This window comes from Exiguobacterium sp. FSL W8-0210, assembly GCF_038006045.1.
Lineage (GTDB): Bacteria > Bacillota > Bacilli > Exiguobacteriales > Exiguobacteriaceae > Exiguobacterium_A.
Window position 1 is genome coordinate 1,904,966 of the sequence record NZ_JBBOUK010000001.1, and the last position, 17,286, is coordinate 1,922,251.

Consider the following 17,286-nt stretch of genomic DNA (forward strand, 5'->3'; position numbering starts at 1 on the left):
TCTCTTAAATCACCCCAATACTCTTGACTTCGATCGTCGGCATTAATTCGTTATAGGACAAAATCGGAATATCTGGAAAATAGCGTTCTGTCAATTGACGAACGAACATCCGGATACTTGGAGAAGTCAGGATGATCGGATGCGCCCCGTATCGTTCGAATTCCATTGCTCGCTCTTGCAACGTCTCGATGAAACGTGTCGCCTTTTCGGGATCAAGCGCTAAATAATTACCGAACTCAGTCTTTTGGATGGCCGACTGGATATCCAGTTCCATCTCACTTGAGATCGTCACGACGTGCAAGACATCTCCTTGCATGACCTGTTCCGTAATTTGACGCGATAAGGATTGACGAACATATTCCGCGAGCAATTCGCTGTCTTTCGTCACAGCTGCATAATCTGCGAGCGTTTCGAAAATCAATGGTAGATTTCGAATCGAGACTTTTTCTTTTAGTAATTGAACGAATACTTTTTGAAGTTCACCGATCGATAACAGCTGTGGTGTGACTTCTTCGACTAGAATCGGATGCGATTCCTTCAAATGGTCGACCAATTGTTTCGTCTCTTCTCGTCCGAGTAATTCAGCGGCATGTTTCTTCAAGAGCTCCGTCAAATGTGTCGCGACGACAGATGGTGGATCAACGACCGTATACCCTGACATCTCTGCTCGACTACGTGTCTGTTCATCAATCCAGAGTGCTGGCATACCAAAGGCTGGTTCGACCGTTTCGATACCTCGAATTTCTGGATCATCGACACCTGGGCTCATCGCTAAGTAATGATCCAGTAAAAGCTCACCACTTGCCATCTCACTTCCGCGAATCTTGATTCGATACTGGTTCGGGGATAACTGCAGATGATCGCGAATCCGAACGGTCGGTAGAACGAATCCAAGTTCAAGCGCTAGCTGCCGACGAATCATGACGACACGATCGAGTAAATCGCCGCCTTGGGCTTCATCAGCGAGTGGAATCAATCCGTAACCGAATTCGAATTCAATCGTATCGACATTGAGTAAGGAAATGACTGATTCGCTTGATCGTAAGTTTTCACTCGGTGCTTCTTCGACCGCAACTTCTTCTTGCATCGTCTTCGTCGTCTGCTTCATCCGCCAAGCGAAGAAGCCGAACAGGGCTGCAATCGGCATCGTGACGTAGTCGGGAATCGCCGTGAACAATCCGAGAAAGAAGATTGCCCCAGCTGCGATTCCGACAAGTAAAGGTGTCCGTGCCAATTGACCGATGACATCCTCACCGAGGTTTCCATCTGAAGTCGAGCGCGTGACGATGATCCCGGTCGCCACCGAAATTAAAAGGGCTGGGATCTGACTGACAAGACCGTCTCCGACCGTCAGTAACGTGTACAGTTCGACTGAATCTGCCATCGGTAAACCTTGCTGAACGACACCGATGATCATTCCGAAGATCAAGTTAATGATGACAATGATGATACCGGCGATCGCATCTCCTTTAACGAACTTCGAGGCACCATCCATCGCACCGTAAAAGTCTGCTTCAGACTGGATTTTTTGGCGGCGGGTCCGAGCTTGTAATTCATCGATCATACCGGAATTCAAGTCAGCATCGATTGCCATCTGTTTCCCTGGCATCGCATCAAGCGTAAAACGTGCCGACACTTCCGAGACCCGTTCCGAACCCTTCGTGATGACGAGGAACTGGATTAAGACGAGAATCAAGAAGACGACGAAGCCGACGAGCGGCTTACCGCCGACCACAAAGTTACCGAAAGCCTCGATGACTTCGCCACCGTTTCCGTTTGACAGGATTGCCCGTGTCGTCGAGACGTTAAGCGCAAGACGAAACAAGGTAACGATCAATAACAATGTTGGAAAGACAGAAAACTCTAGTGCCTCTTTGGCATTCATCGCAACGAGCAATACCATCAAGGCAATGAGAATATTGATGATGATCAAAAAGTCGAGCATGATAGCGGGCAGTGGAATGACGAGCATGAAGACGATCATGATGACGCCTAGCAGGACCGTTAAATCTCTTGTTGATATACTCATGATGCTTCATCCTTTCATTTTGCTTGTTTCAGTTGATAGACAAAGGCGAGTGTTTCAGCGAGCGCCTGATAGAACGTTTCATCCACTGCCATACCAATTTCTGATTGAGCGAACAACGCCCGCGCGAGCGGACGGTTTTCAACAATCGGGACCTCAGCTGCTGTCGCCTTCTCCCGAATCCGGAACGCGACAGCATCTACGCCTTTCGCAACGACGATCGGTGCCATATGTTTACCGTCATCGTATTGGATCGCTACCGCATAATGGGTCGGGTTCGTGATGACGACGTCGGCATTTGGTATTTCTTGCATCATCCGCCGCATCGCCATCTCCCGTTGTTGTTGTTTAATCTTTCCTTTGATTTGAGGGTCACCCTCTGTGTTTTTATGCTCATCCTTTAAATCCTGCTTACTCATTCGGATCGACTTTTCAAAATCAAATTTTTGATATGCGAAGTCCAGAATGGCTAACGCGATCAAGGCGATACTGACCGATAAACCGAGTAAAAATGTTAAATGACCAATGATAGCTAACGCATCGCCAATCGGTTCCGAGGTCAATCTCGAGATCTCGACCTTGTTGTTCCATAAGACTGTTCCGCTTGTTACACCGATCACCAGCAATTTAAAGACCGATTTCAAAAACTCGACGAGTGCTTTGACGCTCACGATCCGTTTGACGCCTTGAAGCGGATTGATCCGGTCCAGTTTCGGCTGAATCGCCTCACCGCTTAAGAGCACACCGATTTGAACGAAGTTTCCGAGAATACCAATCACGACCGCTGTTAAAAAGAAAGGTGCGACTAAAATCCCCATTTGCATCAGCATCTCGATGAGAATCTGTTCAACTCGTCCTTCTTCGACCGCTTGCAGGACTTGACTAGCACTAAGACCATCTTGCAGGACGAGAACGAAACGCCGTCCTAGAAACGGACCAAAAAAATAGAGGACGAGAAACATCGCGAATAACATAAAACTGCTCGTTAAATCTGCTGATTTTGCGACCTGTCCCTTTTTACGCGAGTCATCCCGCTTTCGAGGTGTCGCTTTTTCCGTCTTCTCACCAGCGAAGTACTGAAGATCAAGGCGTAATCGATATGAATGCATGTCCTTAACCTCCTAGTAATCGAATGGCGTCTGCAAGTACATCTTGCAACAATGGAACGAATCGACCGATTCCTGTGATCGTCGCTCCTGCTAATAAAAACAGAATCGCGTATCCCATTAACAGTTTGACGGAAAAACCAATCGCAAAAATATTGAACTGAGGTGCCGTCTTCGCGAGGAATCCGAGTGCGAGATCCACTAAAAATAGGGAAACGACAAGTGGCATCGCCATTTGTAACGCAGTTAACATGGCAAGCCCAACGACCCGGATGACAAGACTCATCCCAGCGTCGCCCGATACCGCAAGCAGACTGCCCGGTGGAAAGATTTGAAAACTCGTGTAGATTCCGTCAAGCAGGATTAAATGCATATCAGAAGCGAGTAGAACAAGTAACGTCAACATGTAATAAAATCGTCCGACGATCGGTGACTGTCCACCAAACATCGGGTCATAAGCGGAAGCCATCGCGAGACCCATCTGCAAATCGATGATCGAACCGGCAATTTGTGGCGCATACAATAAAAAACTAGCAAGTAAGCCAAGCGCTAGACCCACTAAAACTTCCGTTCCCATCCGAAAGAAAAAATCGAAGTCTTCTACTCGAACGTCTGTCTTTACAGCGTAACTCGCAAAGTAAGCAAGACCGGCCGCAAGCGCTAATTTATGTTGCGCTGGTAATTGCTTTGAGGAAAACAATGGAGCCGCGACAAGAAAACCGACGATTCGTCCAAAGACGAGCAAAAAAACACTCAGGAAAGATAGTAACGTCATTTGCGGGAAACCTCAGCGATTTGCTTAAATAAGTCAATCGTAAAAGTCTGTAATTCCTGCATGATCCATGGTCCGAAAAAAACGAGTGCTAAAAATACGGCAACGATCTTCGGAACGAACGATAGCGTCTGTTCCTGAATCTGTGTCGTCGCCTGCAAAATACTGACGAGCAGACCGACGACGAGCGAGACGAGTAATAAGGGAGCTGATACTTTGAGTAATGTCCAGACAGCAGAGCTTGCCAACTGAATAATCATTTCTTGAGTCATCTTCTCTCCCCCTAACGCATACTGACGAGCAGTGATTCAACGATCAGGTGCCAGCCATCGACTAAAATAAATAACAAAAGTTTAAACGGTAAGGCAATCATGACCGGCGGTAACATCATCATCCCCATCGACATCAAGACACTCGAGACGACCATATCAATGACAAGGAATGGAATGAAGATCATGAATCCGATTTGAAAAGCCGTCTTCAATTCACTAATAGCATATGCTGGAACGAGTGCGACGAGTGGGATATCTTCAATCTTTTTCGGTTTTTCATAATTGCCGTATTTTAAGAACAACTCTAAATCATTCGTTCGCGTGTGTTTTGACATGAAGCGTTTCATCGTATCTCCTGCTTTATCAAATGCCTCATCTTGACTGATTTTATCTGCCATATACGGTTTCAAGGCTGTCGTGTTCAATTCTGATAAAACGGGTGACATGACGAACAGCGTGATGAACAGTGCCAGTCCAACGAGTAGCTGGTTCGGCGGCGTTTGTTGTGTTCCAAGGGCAGAACGGACAAAAGACAACACGACGACGACACGCGTAAAACAAGTCATCAAGATCAGTAATGAAGGGGCTAACGACAATAATGTCAGCAATACAAGTAGTTTGATCGATGTCGCCGTTCCTGAAGGAGTATCAAGTGAGATCAGGTTTTCAATCGTGTTCATGAGCGTCCTCGATTCTTTTGCAATTGTTCGAGTTGTTGTTTGAATGTCTCAAGAAACGGTGAAGATCCCGTTTTAGATGAAGACTCTTCAAGATCCATCGGCTCATATCCCTCTAAATCATCAAGTGTATCTAACAACTGTACGTTCTCTCCAACACCGACGACATAAATCTTGTCCTGCACCTTCACTAACTGGACGGATCGATCCTTTCCTAGTGGTACACCACCTAGATGAGTCAATCGACCAGAATGTCTCACACCTCGTGTCCGTTCATGAATGAATCGTGTCACGAGGATGAATCCGCCGATCAAAACGATGAGAACGACGACTCCTTTGAAGATAGTCAACGCCATGGAAGGACTCTCATCGACTTGCTGAGTCGTCGGTGCATCGTTCTTGGTTGGATTTAATTTTTCTTCGACCGTTTCAGCCTGTACAGGAAGTGTCAGCAGAAACAGAAGACAAATCAGCAAAGTCACTTTTTTCATGACGAGACAGTTTTCGAGACCGCTTCAAGCACACGATCCGCTTGGAACGGTTTGACGATGAAATCTTTTGCACCTGCTTGAATCGCGTCGATGACCATCGACTGTTGCCCCATCGCTGAACACATGATGACTTTAGCGGCAGGATTGAATGCTTTGATTTCTTTAAGCGCAGAGATTCCGTCCATCTCAGGCATCGTAATGTCTAGCGTGACGAGGTCCGGTGTCAATTCCTTATACTTCGTGACCGCTTCGCGTCCGTTTTCTGCTTCACCGACGACATCATAGCCGTTCTTCGATAGGATTTCCTTGATCATCATCCGCATGAAAGCGGCGTCGTCTACGATTAATACTTTTGCACTCATATTAGTTCCTCCTTAGAACATCCGAAGACGTTCTTTTGTATTTACGATTTCCGTAATGCGTACACCGAAGTTCTCTTCGATGACGACCACTTCACCCGTTGCGATCAATGTATTGTTGACAAGAACGTCAACTGGTTCCCCTGCCAGTTTATCTAGCTCGATGACAGAACCTTGTGTTAATTCCAATATGTCACGAACGGAGCGGCGTGTCCGTCCTAACTCAACCGTGACGTTCAACGGAACATCATATAACATTCCGATATTTCCTGGCGTGCCCTCTACTTCCATCTCACCTAACTGACTAAATTGAACCGGACTGACACCGACTGGCGTTGCTTTCGGTTCAGGTGGTGGGACGACCGTTCGTTGTTCCATCGCTGGTGCCGGTGCCGGTGTCGGTTGCGCTTGTGGTTGTGGTTGTTCTGGTTGCGCTTGTGCCGTTGCTTGTGGTGCAGGTTCTGCTTGTTGGGTCGTACTCGCGCTAAAGAGTTTTTGAATCAATTGTTTCGAGAAATCCAGTGGTGCTAATTGAACGATTTTTGAATCGATCATCGTGCCAATCTTCAAATCAAACTCGATGATGACCATGTTCTCCCAAAGAGAAAAGCTATCGACGATGCTCTTATCTTGTGAAAAATCAAAAATTTCAACAGCAGGTGGTGAGATATCGATTCGCATGGAGAACACTGTCGACATCGATGTCGCAGCAGCTCCCATCATCTGATTCATCGCTTCCTGTACAGCAGATAGAGCAATCGGATCCATCTCAAGCGATTCATCAATGACACCATCGCCTCCCATCATCAGGTTCGCGATGACAGAAGCATCTCGCTGTGTCAGGATCAGGACATTTTCTCCTTTAAATCCTTCTGTATAACCGACACGCAACGCGACGTGCGGAATCGGATAACGACTTCGTAATTCTTCCATCGAAATCATCCGAACATGTGGTGTCGTGATTTCTACTTTTTGATTCAACAATGCCGATAAGGCCGTTGCTGAATTCCCAAGTGAGATGTTTCCGACTTCCCCTAGCGCATCGATTTCCATATCATCTAATATTTCCTCTGCGTCCGAATCTTGCGGTTCATCGTTTGATGGCGTTCCGCGTAACAACGCATCGATTTCATCTTGCGAAAGCATATCGCTCATGTTATTCCTCCTCAATTCGTTGTAAGACTTGCAAAGCGAGGTGTTTCCCGTTTAGTCCCGGTCGGGCTTTGAACATCTTCCGGTCATCGACGAATACATCGACGGCATCCGAGGCTCGCGTCTTCAGGGATAAACAATCGCCTACTTCGAGGTGTAACAATTCACCAAACGATAGCTCTGTTTGGCCGAGCACTGCTTTTAAATCGACGACGGAACTCATCAACTGCGTTTGCATGTGTTCAGACTCTTGATTATCTGCTGTCGTTCGCTTTTCTTGTTGCATCCAATAATGACTTGATAATTTCGGAAGAACGGATTCAAGGGTCACGAACGGCAAACAGACATTCAACGTACCGCTCACTTCTCCAACCGTTACGTAAATCGAAACGAGGATGACCGTCTCATTCGGAGAAACGAGCTGTAGAAACTGCGGATTGATTTCTAAATCGTCGTACTCCGCCTCGACTTCCGTCACCGACTCCCAAGCGGCGCCATATTGGACGAAGGCACGTTTAAACAATTGTGTCAGAATACGCGTCTCGATTTCCGTCAAATTTTCAATCTTGTTCATCCCTTCACCCGGTCCTCCAAGTAATCGATCGAGCATCGCATAAGCAATGTTCGGATTGACTTCGAACAAGACTTTTCCATCAAGCGGATGAAGGTTCACTAGATTGATCAAAGTCATGTTCGGAATGGAATGAATGAATTCATCGTACGGGAGTTGCTCGACTGTATTGACCGTGAACTGGACGTACGTCCGAAGTTGTGCAGAAAAATGCGTCGTCAACACTCGGGCGAACTGTTCATGGATACGCGTCAAATTCCGTAATTGATCTTTTGAGAAGCGGAGCGCTCGTTTAAAGTCATAGACTTTGACACGGCGCTGCTCCTCTTGGCTTCGGATTTCCTCGACTTCCATATCTCCGCTTGAAATGGCTGATAGCAAGGCATCGATTTCATGTTGGGATAATACTTCGCTCATGCTGCCACCTCACTGGATGATTTTTTTCGTCGTATAGACACGCTGGACATCACCTTCTTGGATGAGCTTCTTGAACTGCATCCGTAACCGTTCTTCGAGCTTTTCCATATCCGCTTTTGAATCTAAGTCCGACTTTTTCATCGCAGATAAATCACCTAAGATGATGTTATTGATTTGAAACTTTCGTAATTCTAAATCATCACGCGTTGCTTGATCGTCTGTAACGATCGTAAATTGGACATTCAAAAAACGTTCATCAGCGATATTCGTCGTCAAGTCGTCTGTCTGAAGACTTCGTGCATCAAGTTCTTCACCCGTCGGCTGTTCGACTTTTGCTTCTGTCGTATCATTAGCTAAAAAGTAATTCATGATCATATAACCTGCCCCAACCATCAGTGCTGCGACAATGATCATGATTAAAGGGATTTTTAGTTTACTCTTCTTCTTTTCCTCGGCCATCTTCGAGCCTCCTTACACTGTTCAAGCCCGCTAATCCGATTTGTTGATAAAAAGCGATTGCGATTGCCTTGACCTCTTCTATTGATTCCTTCACGACATAAATCTGTCCGCCAACGAGTTGAATCGTCGTATCCGGAGTGGAACGGACTGATTCAATCAGAATAGCGTTTAGTACGAGTGGTGCATTACGTAATGTCGTTAGCGTAATCATCGTTTCAGGTTGACCAATTCCTCAAGAACTTGGTCAGAAGTCGTAATGATTCGCGTATTCGCTTGGAAACCACGTTGGGCAATGATCATCTCCGTGAATTCTTCTGATAAATCGACGTTTGACATTTCGAGCGTTCCAGATGTCAATTGACCCATTCCGTTTAAGCTCGGTGTTCCAAGTACTGGCTCACCTGAGTTTTGCGACGCTGCGAACACGTTGACACCTGATTTTTCTAAACCACCTGGGTTAGCAAAGTTCGCGATCGTGATATAACCGACGTTTTGTAATGCTCCTGTCGTATCGACGTAAGTGACGAGACCGTCTTTACCGATTGATAAGTTACGTGCATCCGTTGGTACTTTTAGTTTTTGGAATCCTGCACCACCTGCTTCCGGAAGGGGTACCGGTGGTGTCTCGCCATCTGCAATTGCTTGAGAGTCACTACCAATTAAATAGTTTCCGTCGCCGGTAACTAAGTTTCCATCAAGATCCGTATAGAAGTTACCAGAACGCGTATAACGAATCCCTTCCGCTGTGACGACTTGGAAGAATCCTTCCCCAGAGATCCCGACATCGAGAACGCGACCCGTATTTTGAAGCGCACCTTGGTTATACACATTATCGACTGTTGACATCGATGCTCCCAGACCGACCTGTTTCGGGTTCGTCCCACCGACATTGCCGCCTGCACCGGATGATGAACCGACCGATTGGCTGACGAGATCCTTAAACGTCACCCGTCCTTTTTTATAACCGAACGTGTTGACGTTCGCGATGTTATTCCCGACGACATCCAGTTTCGTCTGGAAGTTCTTAAGCCCACTGATTCCTGAATACATTGAACGTAACATTATTTTTCCTCCTTTGATTGAATCTGCGTCAACTCGTATACACTGATCTGTTTTCCGTTCGATAGTTCGGCCATGATATCCAGCCCATCCCGTTTTACACTAACGACACTGGCTGTCTCTTCGACGGTCGTCGTCTGTTCCGCTCCAGAAGCATCGGTCGTCTTTGACTCTGCTTCATAACTGACGTTCTTACCAATCAGATTGCTGTAGGATAATAACGCCGTCGCATGTTGGTTCAAGACCATCGTGTCCATCGTCTTCCCGATTGCTTGCATCTGTTCAAGTGAAGAAAACTGCGCCATCTGAGCAATGAAATCCTTATCTTCCATCGGTGCCGTCGGGTCCTGATTCGACAGCTGGGCAATCAGAATTTTCATGAACATATCTTTATCCATTGCTTTATTCGTCGGTACTTGTGACTTTTCAGGAAGCTGGTATGAAGTACCCTCTGTTTTGATTGCATCAGTCATCGTCTTCCTCCTCTTCTTCCTCTACTGAAGCGGGTGTTTCTTGATAAGGAGACTCATGCTCCTGCTGATCACGTGTGAAGGACTGTTGAAACTCCCGTGCACTAGAAGCAATCATCCCCGTCTCGATCTTCACGACCGGCGTCTGCTGGTGTAAGGCTGTCTGCAATTTTCCGAGTTGTTGCTCAATCGATTGTTTCGCTTGCTCAGTACTTGCAAACAGTTTGACGGTCAATGCCCCCTCCTTACGATCGAGTTGAACGACGACCTCTCCAAGCTGCTCTGGATAAAGACGAATCGACAATCGCGTTGACCCGTCAGCACCTTTTAAGAACGGTGCTTGCTGAAGTGCGGCTTCGATTCGTTGTTGAATCTGTTCTGGTACGGGTAGCGGTACTGGACGAATCGTTTGCAACGGAGTACCTTTGTAAATCGGCATGCTCATTAGAGTCGGCGCGACTTTTCCTTCTGGATCAACGGGCATGGTCGCTTTTCGCATGAGTGAAGCGAATGCCAACGGAAGCGGTGTCTTTCCTTTTGCCTGCTCAGCTACAGCTACAGTGTCCGACTTGAGCGTTTCGACAATAGGACCAGTTTGCGGGAGCGTCTGTTTCACAGGCAACGCGGAAATGTCTCCTTCAATCGTAGGAAGTAATGGTTGTTTTAAGTTGTTCGTATGATGATCTTTCATTTTGATCGTATCGTTCGTTACTGTCTGCAAGACGACTTGCTGAAGCAATGGTGGCAATTGATCGAACTGATTTTTCGCCTGCTCGACATTTCCCTCAAGCAATTGTTTGACGAACGCTAGTAGTTGTTCCATTTTCTTTGGTTCTTGTTTTAACGTCTCTACTTCCGGTTGTTTCAGTAAAGAGAGAAGCTCGTCCGGTTGATCTACGAGTTCTTGTATCCAATCCGGTAATAGTGGTGTCTCCACTTTTGTCTCGAGTGCTGTCAAATCAGCTGAGACCGGTGACGATGACGTTGTTGGTAACTTCGTCAGATAATCCAGTAACGAAGCAAATTGACCACCAACCGTGGTCATCTCTCCTTTTTTCCCTGTTCCAGTATTCAAGTTCGGGGAGGATGATTGTATTACTTCCGTCATGTTCATCTGGCTTCCCTCCTTACTTCGTCGCGAGTAGCTGTGTTAAGGCCGCCGCTTTTTTAGCATCCATCTTGGCAATGATCGCCGCCTGTTGTTCCGCATCGATGTCCTCGATGATCGGTACGACTTCTGTCGGACTAAGTTCGTTTAAGATGAGCGCAGCATCCTTTGGTGCCATTTCAGCATATACATCCGTCACGGATGCTGTTTTTTTCTTCGTCGTTTTTGTTTGATCCGTTGTTTGCGCAGGTATCTGTTTTAACTGATCCCTCTCAGCAATCAAACGTTCAACTTCCTGTTCTTTAGCTTTTAAAGTATCCGATTGTTCCTTGCTTTGATTGCGTAGTTTCTTGATTTCTTGATTCGCTACTTTCAGACGACGTTCGAGTTCTACTGACGGATTTGCTTGATTCGTAGTCGTTTTTTCCGTTGCGAACGGTAAGGATAGCAATGGACGTCCATTCGCATAATTTAATACGAAATAAGCTGTCAGCAAGATTAAAATCAAAGGGATGATCAATAAAGGTAAGATCCATCCTTTTGACGTTTTATTTTCACTCATATCATCCGTCCTCTTCCAAACTGTAACAATGCCAGTTCATCTAATTGATTTTGTTCCGTCAATGCCTCGATTCGTTTCGTTTCAACCGTATGATTCTCTTGCAGACGACTAAACTTCTTCTCCTCGATCAACGCTCGTTCGAGTGCTTCCTGTGTGCGTTCATAGCGATTTTTCGATTGTGTCACGTACAGTTGTTGCCGTTCGATTTCTTGCTTCACGACATCTCGAGCCCGCTCTCGATATTGCGAAGACGTTAATTCGACGATACCAATCTCATCTTGCGCTTTCAGAAAGGATTCATAACGGACGAGTAGATGGTATAGTTTTTCGACTTCGATCTCATATTGTTTTTTATGAAGGCTCAATTCTTTTGCGACGCGATCTTTCTCTGCTTCAGCCAAAGGAATGATTCGTTCATAAATCGTCTTCATCTTCCGTCCTCCTTACTGAATCGTTGTCATGAGTTGCTGACAAGCTTTCTCGAAGTCACTGTCTTCATGGATTTGTTGTTTTAAAAAACGGATCAGCTCCGGATATTTATCAACGGCACGATCAATTTCTGGGTTCGTCCCTTTTTTGTAGGCGCCGATATTGATTAAGTCTTCCGAATCAAGATACGTCGATAACAGCTGTCGAAATGCGACGGCAGCTGTCTTTTGTTCAGCAGTCGTGATTTGATTCATGACACGACTGATGGATCGTAAGACATGAATCGCCGGAAACTGTCCTTTGTTCGCAAGATTACGATCAAGAACGAAATGACCATCTAAGATCCCTCGTACAGCGTCAGCAATCGGTTCATTCATGTCGTCTCCATCGACGAGCACAGTATAAAAAGCCGTAATCGAGCCATCTTGCGTTTTCCCGCTACGTTCGAGTAACTGAGGAAGAAGAGCAAAAACGCTTGGTGTATACCCTTTTGACGCAGGCGGTTCACCTGTCGCAAGACCAATTTCTCGTTGTGCCATCGCAAAACGTGTGACAGAGTCCATCATCAAGACCACATTCTTACCTTGATCCCGAAAGTGTTCAGCGATAGCTGTTGCCGTATAGGCGCCTTTTAGACGAACAAGTGGCGGTTGATCACTTGTCGCTACGACCAAGATGGAGCGTTTCATTCCTTCTTCACCGAGTTCTGCCTCCACGAATTCCTTGACTTCGCGTCCTCGTTCACCAATCAAGGCAATGACGTTGATGTCTGCTGTAGATCGTTTTGCAATCATACCGAGTAGTGTCGACTTCCCAACTCCTGATCCTGCAAATAAACCAACGCGTTGCCCTTGACCGACTGTTAGTAGCCCATCGATGGCACGGATGCCCGTCGAGAGAACATCACTGATACGAGGTCGCTCCAACGGACTAGGTGGTTTACGAACGATTGATGTCGTACGTAAATTTTCTAATGACTCCCCATCCAGTGGTCTCCCTAGACCATCGAGCACCTTACCGATCAGTTCATCCCCTACAGGGACGTGGAGTGGTTTTCCTGTCGCAAGAACAATCGAGCCTGGAGCAATCGATGTCGTTTCACCATACGGCATAAGTAGGACGTGACCTTCTCTAAAACCGACGACTTCCGCTTCAATCGTCTGCCGTTGTTGAATTTGGATCAAACAACGCTCGCCGATTGCGACAGCCGTTGGTCCACGTGATTCAATCATCAATCCAATCACTTGTACGACCTTTCCGGAATGCTGAACGAGTTCTTCCGGACGAATTTCTCGAACTGCGGCTTGAATCGCATTTACGTTAAACATGATGTAAAACCTCTTTGATTTTGGTTTGTAGGGCTTCAAAGCCACTTGTCAAACCACCTGTGATTGCTCCATTCTCCGAGTCGATCCGATAATCGCGTGCTTTAAGCGCTGGATCAAATCGTAATTGAATCGTCGCATTAGCACCTAGAACACCTTGGAGTTGCTCTTCAAGCAGAACGACCCGTTCAAAATCCGCTGGTGAAGCGTAGATAATGATCTTTTCACGATCTCGGAACTGAATGATCAACTGATGTAATAATTGGTATAATGCCTCTTCTTCTTCATCGTGTAACTGCTCTAGAAACTGATGCGTCACCTGGAGTCCAAGAACACACAATTCATGCTCCAATCGCATCAATCGCTCTTGATTTTGCTCTTCGATTCGTGCAGTAAACGTATTTGTCGTTGCGATTTGCTCTTCGAACGTTGCTTGTCCTTCCGCACGTCCTGTTTCAAATCCAGCCTGGTGTCCTTCTTCATATCCTCGTTGACGTGCTTCCTCTAATGCCTGAAGACGTTCTTGTTCAAACTCACGCTGACGCTGTTCAAACTCTAGAACCATCGTCTGGCGAAGACGTTCTAGTTCAGCGTGACCTTCTGCCATCCGCTCTTCATAGAACGTATCTGGAACGATTGCCAATTCTTCCTGAGCATTTCGGACTTGAACGAGTGTTCGTTCCTGTCGTTCAATCACAGCTTGTCTTTTGATGACGTTAGACAACAATATCATCTCCTCCACCACGAGCCACGACGATCTCACCCATGTCTTCTAAGCGGCGGATGATTCCGACGATTCGACTTTGTGCTTCTTCGACGTCTCGGAGACGAACAGGACCCATGAATTCCATATCCTCTTTGAACGATTCGACCATCCGTTGTGACATGTTGCGGTAGACCATATCCTTGACGTCGTCTGACGATACTTTGAGTGCCAACAGTAGATCTTCGTTCGATACTTCGCGAATGATGCGCTGAATCGCCCGTGCATCGAGCGTGACGATATCTTCGAAGACGAACATCCGTTTTTTGATCTCTTCTGCGAGTTCCGGATCCTGAATCTCGAGCGTATCGAGGATCGTTCGTTCCGTTGTCCGGTCGACCCCGTTCAATACTTGAACGACCGCCTCGATACCGCCAGACTGCGCAAAATCTTGCATACCTGCTTGTGACAGATTCCGTTCGAGAATTTGCTCTACTTCGCTAATGATCTCCGGGTTCATTCTGTCCATCGTCGCAATCCGCCGTGCTACATCGGATTGTGCTTCTGCCGGTAGCTCCGAGAGAATCTGTCCTGATTTGGCAGGATCAAGATGGGCAAGAACAAGCGCGATTGTTTGCGGATGTTCATTTTGAATGAAGTTCAATAGCTGTTTTGGGTCTGCCTTTCGTGCAAACTCAAACGGTCGGACTTGTAACGTCGATGTCAGGCGATAGATGAGTTCCATCGCCTTTTCTTCACCTAGCGCCTTCTCAAGAACCGATTTAGCAAACCCAATTCCACCTTGAGTGATGTAGTTTTGCGCCATCGCTAGTTCATGAAACTCATCGAGAACGACTAACTTATCTTCTGGATCGACTCGTTTCATACTTGAGATTTGAAGGGTCAACCATTCCATCTCTTCTTCCGATAAATGTTTATATACACTGGCAGCGACTTCAGGACCTAACGAAATCATGAGAATCGCAGCCTTTTCCCGACTGTTCATTTCTAGCTTCTTCATCTCATCAATCCTCCGCTAACCAAGTACGTAATAATTTCGCAAACTCATCCGGATTGGATTCAGCGAGTTTTTCAAGCTGTTTGCGTTTGACTGCACCATCGCTCGTATCTTCTGTTGATAATTCCGGAATTTCCGTCTCAATCGGTGTCCATTCCTCAAGTTCTTCGATTTCATTCGCTCTCCGTCGACGCATGAGGAGGATGACTGCTCCAATGACGAGGATTGCCGCTCCACCAAGGGCGAACCAAACCCACACCGGTGTTGCCGTCGTCGTTTTCGTCGCTGCCGTCGTTTCCGCGAATGGTCGAGACATGACAACGACCTTATTGGCAAGTTCTGCATCCGTCAGCGTTGCTTTCGCATCTGTCTTCGTTAATGATGTCCGGATGATCGAGTACATCATCGTCTGTAAGTCCGTTTGTAGTTGTGGATCGATCTGATTCTGACCTTTTGGTGGCTCGACGATGATTTGAATTCCTAAATCACGAATCTCGTAAGGAGCTCCTGTGATTTGTTTTGTGATTCGATTGACTTCATAGTTGATGATATCGTGTGTTTTCTCACTCGTATCACCCGTCGTTCCAGTACCCGCCGGGAAATTCGTCGTCTCATTTTGCCCCGTACCTGCTGTACCAGCATTTGCAGAGCCTGTGTACGCTTCTGCTACTTTTTCAGCAGACGTGACGATCCCTTCGATTTTATCGGGATCTACTGGCTCAACAAGCTTTTGTTCTTCCTGACGTTTCGTGACATCGACATCTGCCGTAACTGAAACGAGTGCTTTTTGTGGACCGAGAACGACAGATAGCATCTGCTGAATCTGCTTGCGTAAATCGTTTTCCGTCGTTTTCTTCAGCGCCATCGGATCGGTTCCACCCGCCGTTTGCGTAGCAGATCCTGGCTCGTAATACGTAAAATACTGATCCATGATCGTAATGTTTTCTTCTTTAAGGTTTGGAATACTCTTTGCAATCAAATGATACAACCCTTGAACCGTCTGATTGTTAAGATTACTACCCGCGCTAGAAGTCAAGACGACAGAAACCGTTGAAGATTCCTTTTCATCAGATAGAAAAACACTCTTCTCCGGGAGAGTGATCATGACTTTTGCTGACTCGATCCCATTAACTTGTGTGATCAAGTTTTCAAGTTCCGTCTGCATCGTATCGCGTTCGAGAATGTTCATCTCTTTATCCGTCGTTCCGAATCCAGCGTTTTCACTGAAGAAGGAATAGTCGATTTGACCGGATTTTGGTATACCAGCCGTCGCTAATTCGACTTTTAAGTTTTCAACGTTTGCTTCTGGAACAAGTATCGTCACGCCATTTGCTTCAGTGACGACTTCCGATGCGATTCCATCTTCATTTAGCTTTTCCGTCACTTGCCCCGCCTCTTGAGGGGATAGCTTCGAATAAAGAGGCGTCATTGTTGGTTTAGATAACCAGATGATCGCAACAATCAACACCGCTAAAACGACGACGATGATTCCTAAAATCGTCGCCTTCTTCGCAAGTGACCACTCTTTCCATGTCGTATTCATTGCTCCGAATCGAGCTTTTATTCGTTCGTTCATTCAACATCTCCCACGCTTTCCTTAACAGTCACAGTTGCATACGCATCATTTCTTGGTATGCTTCGATGCCTTTGTTTCGGACTTCAAGGGCGAGTTGCATAGAAAGCGATGCCTCTTCTGTTTTAATCATGATGTTATGTAAATCCGTCGTCTTCCCTGTCGCGAGATCGACACGAGCTTGAGATGAGGCGTGTTGCGTTGCATTCAGTCCGTTCATCGCTTCGCTGAGCACCTCACTAAAATCACTTGGTGTCGTCTTAGCGACTGTCTGCGTGGGTAGTACCATCTGCATGTTTTGAATAGGTTGAATTGCCATCCCGTCATCTCCTCTACTTATTTACCAATCTCCATCGCTTTGACGAGCATCGCTTTTGTCGCGTTCAAAGCCGTTACGTTCGCTTCGTAAGAGCGTGTCGCGCCCATCATGTCGACCATTTCTTTCAATAGATCGACATTAGGCATCTTGACGTACCCGAGTTCATCCGCATCTGGATGCGTCGGATTATATTCTAATTTGAATGGTTCAGGATCCTTCTTCAATTCACTGACCGTGACACCATTGGCGGTCTCTTTCAACACAGCGAGTTTTCTCGCATACGGTTGCCACTGTCCATTGACGAGCTCACCACGTGTCGTTTGAGCATTGGCGATGTTTGCCGAGACTGTATCGAGCCGCAAACGCTGGGCAGTAAGCCCAGACGCAGACGTATGAAATCCGTTGAACATACTCATCG

General features: G+C 46.5%; 22 protein-coding genes. All 22 read right to left on the minus strand.

Going from position 1 to position 17,286, the window contains the following annotated elements; genetic code table 11:
* Positions 1–4: 4 nt before the first annotated feature.
* The 22 genes from flhA to flgC are packed head-to-tail and all read right to left on the minus strand — an operon-like array spanning position 5 to position 17,284.
* A complete protein-coding gene (gene flhA, locus MKY22_RS10080) occupies positions 5–2,029 on the minus strand; it encodes a flagellar biosynthesis protein FlhA (protein ID WP_290751359.1) in 2,025 nt (674 codons plus the stop codon).
* A gap of 14 nt (positions 2,030–2,043) precedes the next feature.
* On the minus strand, positions 2,044–3,135 hold the full coding sequence (flhB, locus tag MKY22_RS10085; RefSeq protein ID WP_035407021.1) for a flagellar biosynthesis protein FlhB: 1,092 nt from the start codon (positions 3,133–3,135) through the stop codon (positions 2,044–2,046).
* Positions 3,136–3,139: 4 nt separating this feature from the next.
* On the minus strand, positions 3,140–3,907 hold the full coding sequence (gene fliR, locus MKY22_RS10090) for a flagellar biosynthetic protein FliR (RefSeq protein ID WP_341088649.1): 768 nt from the start codon (positions 3,905–3,907) through the stop codon (positions 3,140–3,142).
* Positions 3,904–4,176 carry a flagellar biosynthesis protein FliQ gene (fliQ, locus tag MKY22_RS10095; RefSeq protein ID WP_023468705.1) on the minus strand — a complete coding sequence of 91 codons (273 nt, stop codon included), beginning with the start codon at positions 4,174–4,176 and terminating at the stop codon, positions 3,904–3,906. The genes fliR and fliQ overlap by 4 nt, the downstream gene beginning before the upstream one ends.
* An 11-nt stretch (positions 4,177–4,187) precedes the next feature.
* Positions 4,188–4,856, minus strand: a complete 669-nt coding sequence (gene fliP, locus MKY22_RS10100) for a flagellar type III secretion system pore protein FliP (protein WP_035407016.1) — start codon at positions 4,854–4,856, stop codon at positions 4,188–4,190.
* A complete protein-coding gene (locus tag MKY22_RS10105) occupies positions 4,853–5,344 on the minus strand; it encodes a flagellar biosynthetic protein FliO (protein WP_341088651.1) in 492 nt (163 codons plus the stop codon). Before MKY22_RS10105 ends, fliP begins: the two co-directional genes overlap by 4 nt.
* Positions 5,341–5,706, minus strand: coding sequence for a response regulator (locus MKY22_RS10110; RefSeq protein ID WP_029342063.1), 366 nt, complete (start codon positions 5,704–5,706; stop codon positions 5,341–5,343). Before MKY22_RS10110 ends, MKY22_RS10105 begins: the two co-directional genes overlap by 4 nt.
* 12 nt (positions 5,707–5,718) lie before the next feature.
* Positions 5,719–6,858, minus strand: coding sequence for a flagellar motor switch phosphatase FliY (fliY, locus tag MKY22_RS10115; RefSeq protein WP_341088654.1), 1,140 nt, complete (start codon positions 6,856–6,858; stop codon positions 5,719–5,721).
* 1 nt (position 6,859) lies between these two features.
* Positions 6,860–7,843, minus strand: coding sequence for a flagellar motor switch protein FliM (gene fliM, locus MKY22_RS10120; RefSeq protein ID WP_029342065.1), 984 nt, complete (start codon positions 7,841–7,843; stop codon positions 6,860–6,862).
* A 9-nt stretch (positions 7,844–7,852) separates the two neighbouring features.
* The gene (locus tag MKY22_RS10125; protein WP_029342066.1) at positions 7,853–8,302 is read right to left on the minus strand and encodes a flagellar basal body-associated FliL family protein; all 450 of its coding nucleotides are present in this window, start codon (positions 8,300–8,302) and stop codon (positions 7,853–7,855) included.
* A complete protein-coding gene (locus MKY22_RS10130) occupies positions 8,277–8,513 on the minus strand; it encodes a flagellar FlbD family protein (protein WP_029342067.1) in 237 nt (78 codons plus the stop codon). Before MKY22_RS10130 ends, MKY22_RS10125 begins: the two co-directional genes overlap by 26 nt.
* A complete protein-coding gene (flgG, locus tag MKY22_RS10135) occupies positions 8,510–9,364 on the minus strand; it encodes a flagellar basal body rod protein FlgG (RefSeq protein WP_214727177.1) in 855 nt (284 codons plus the stop codon). The genes MKY22_RS10130 and flgG overlap by 4 nt, the downstream gene beginning before the upstream one ends.
* The gene (locus tag MKY22_RS10140) at positions 9,364–9,834 is read right to left on the minus strand and encodes a flagellar hook capping FlgD N-terminal domain-containing protein (RefSeq protein WP_047393808.1); all 471 of its coding nucleotides are present in this window, start codon (positions 9,832–9,834) and stop codon (positions 9,364–9,366) included. Before MKY22_RS10140 ends, flgG begins: the two co-directional genes overlap by 1 nt.
* Positions 9,827–10,945: a flagellar hook-length control protein FliK gene (locus MKY22_RS10145; protein WP_341088659.1), complete on the minus strand. Its 1,119-nt coding sequence runs from the start codon at positions 10,943–10,945 to the stop codon at positions 9,827–9,829. Before MKY22_RS10145 ends, MKY22_RS10140 begins: the two co-directional genes overlap by 8 nt.
* Before the next feature lie 13 nt (positions 10,946–10,958).
* The gene (locus MKY22_RS10150) at positions 10,959–11,501 is read right to left on the minus strand and encodes a magnesium transporter MgtE N-terminal domain-containing protein (RefSeq protein ID WP_341088661.1); all 543 of its coding nucleotides are present in this window, start codon (positions 11,499–11,501) and stop codon (positions 10,959–10,961) included.
* The gene (locus MKY22_RS10155; RefSeq protein WP_133207505.1) at positions 11,498–11,932 is read right to left on the minus strand and encodes a flagellar export protein FliJ; all 435 of its coding nucleotides are present in this window, start codon (positions 11,930–11,932) and stop codon (positions 11,498–11,500) included. Before MKY22_RS10155 ends, MKY22_RS10150 begins: the two co-directional genes overlap by 4 nt.
* Before the next feature lie 12 nt (positions 11,933–11,944).
* Positions 11,945–13,258: a flagellar protein export ATPase FliI gene (gene fliI, locus MKY22_RS10160; RefSeq protein ID WP_133207506.1), complete on the minus strand. Its 1,314-nt coding sequence runs from the start codon at positions 13,256–13,258 to the stop codon at positions 11,945–11,947.
* Positions 13,251–13,988 (minus strand): FliH/SctL family protein, encoded by a 738-nt coding sequence (locus MKY22_RS10165; RefSeq protein ID WP_341088665.1) that lies wholly within the window; start codon positions 13,986–13,988, stop codon positions 13,251–13,253. Before MKY22_RS10165 ends, fliI begins: the two co-directional genes overlap by 8 nt.
* Entirely contained in the window at positions 13,972–14,979 is a 1,008-nt protein-coding gene (fliG, locus tag MKY22_RS10170) for a flagellar motor switch protein FliG (protein WP_050677479.1), read from the minus strand. Before fliG ends, MKY22_RS10165 begins: the two co-directional genes overlap by 17 nt.
* Positions 14,980–14,983: 4 nt before the next feature.
* The gene (gene fliF / locus MKY22_RS10175; RefSeq protein WP_341088667.1) at positions 14,984–16,552 is read right to left on the minus strand and encodes a flagellar basal-body MS-ring/collar protein FliF; all 1,569 of its coding nucleotides are present in this window, start codon (positions 16,550–16,552) and stop codon (positions 14,984–14,986) included.
* Positions 16,553–16,580: 28 nt separating this feature from the next.
* Entirely contained in the window at positions 16,581–16,868 is a 288-nt protein-coding gene (gene fliE / locus MKY22_RS10180; protein ID WP_029342077.1) for a flagellar hook-basal body complex protein FliE, read from the minus strand.
* Positions 16,869–16,885: 17 nt separating this feature from the next.
* Complete coding sequence (gene flgC, locus MKY22_RS10185; RefSeq protein ID WP_035406970.1) at positions 16,886–17,284, minus strand: flagellar basal body rod protein FlgC; 399 nt, start codon at positions 17,282–17,284, stop codon at positions 16,886–16,888.
* Positions 17,285–17,286: the final 2 nt, after the last annotated feature.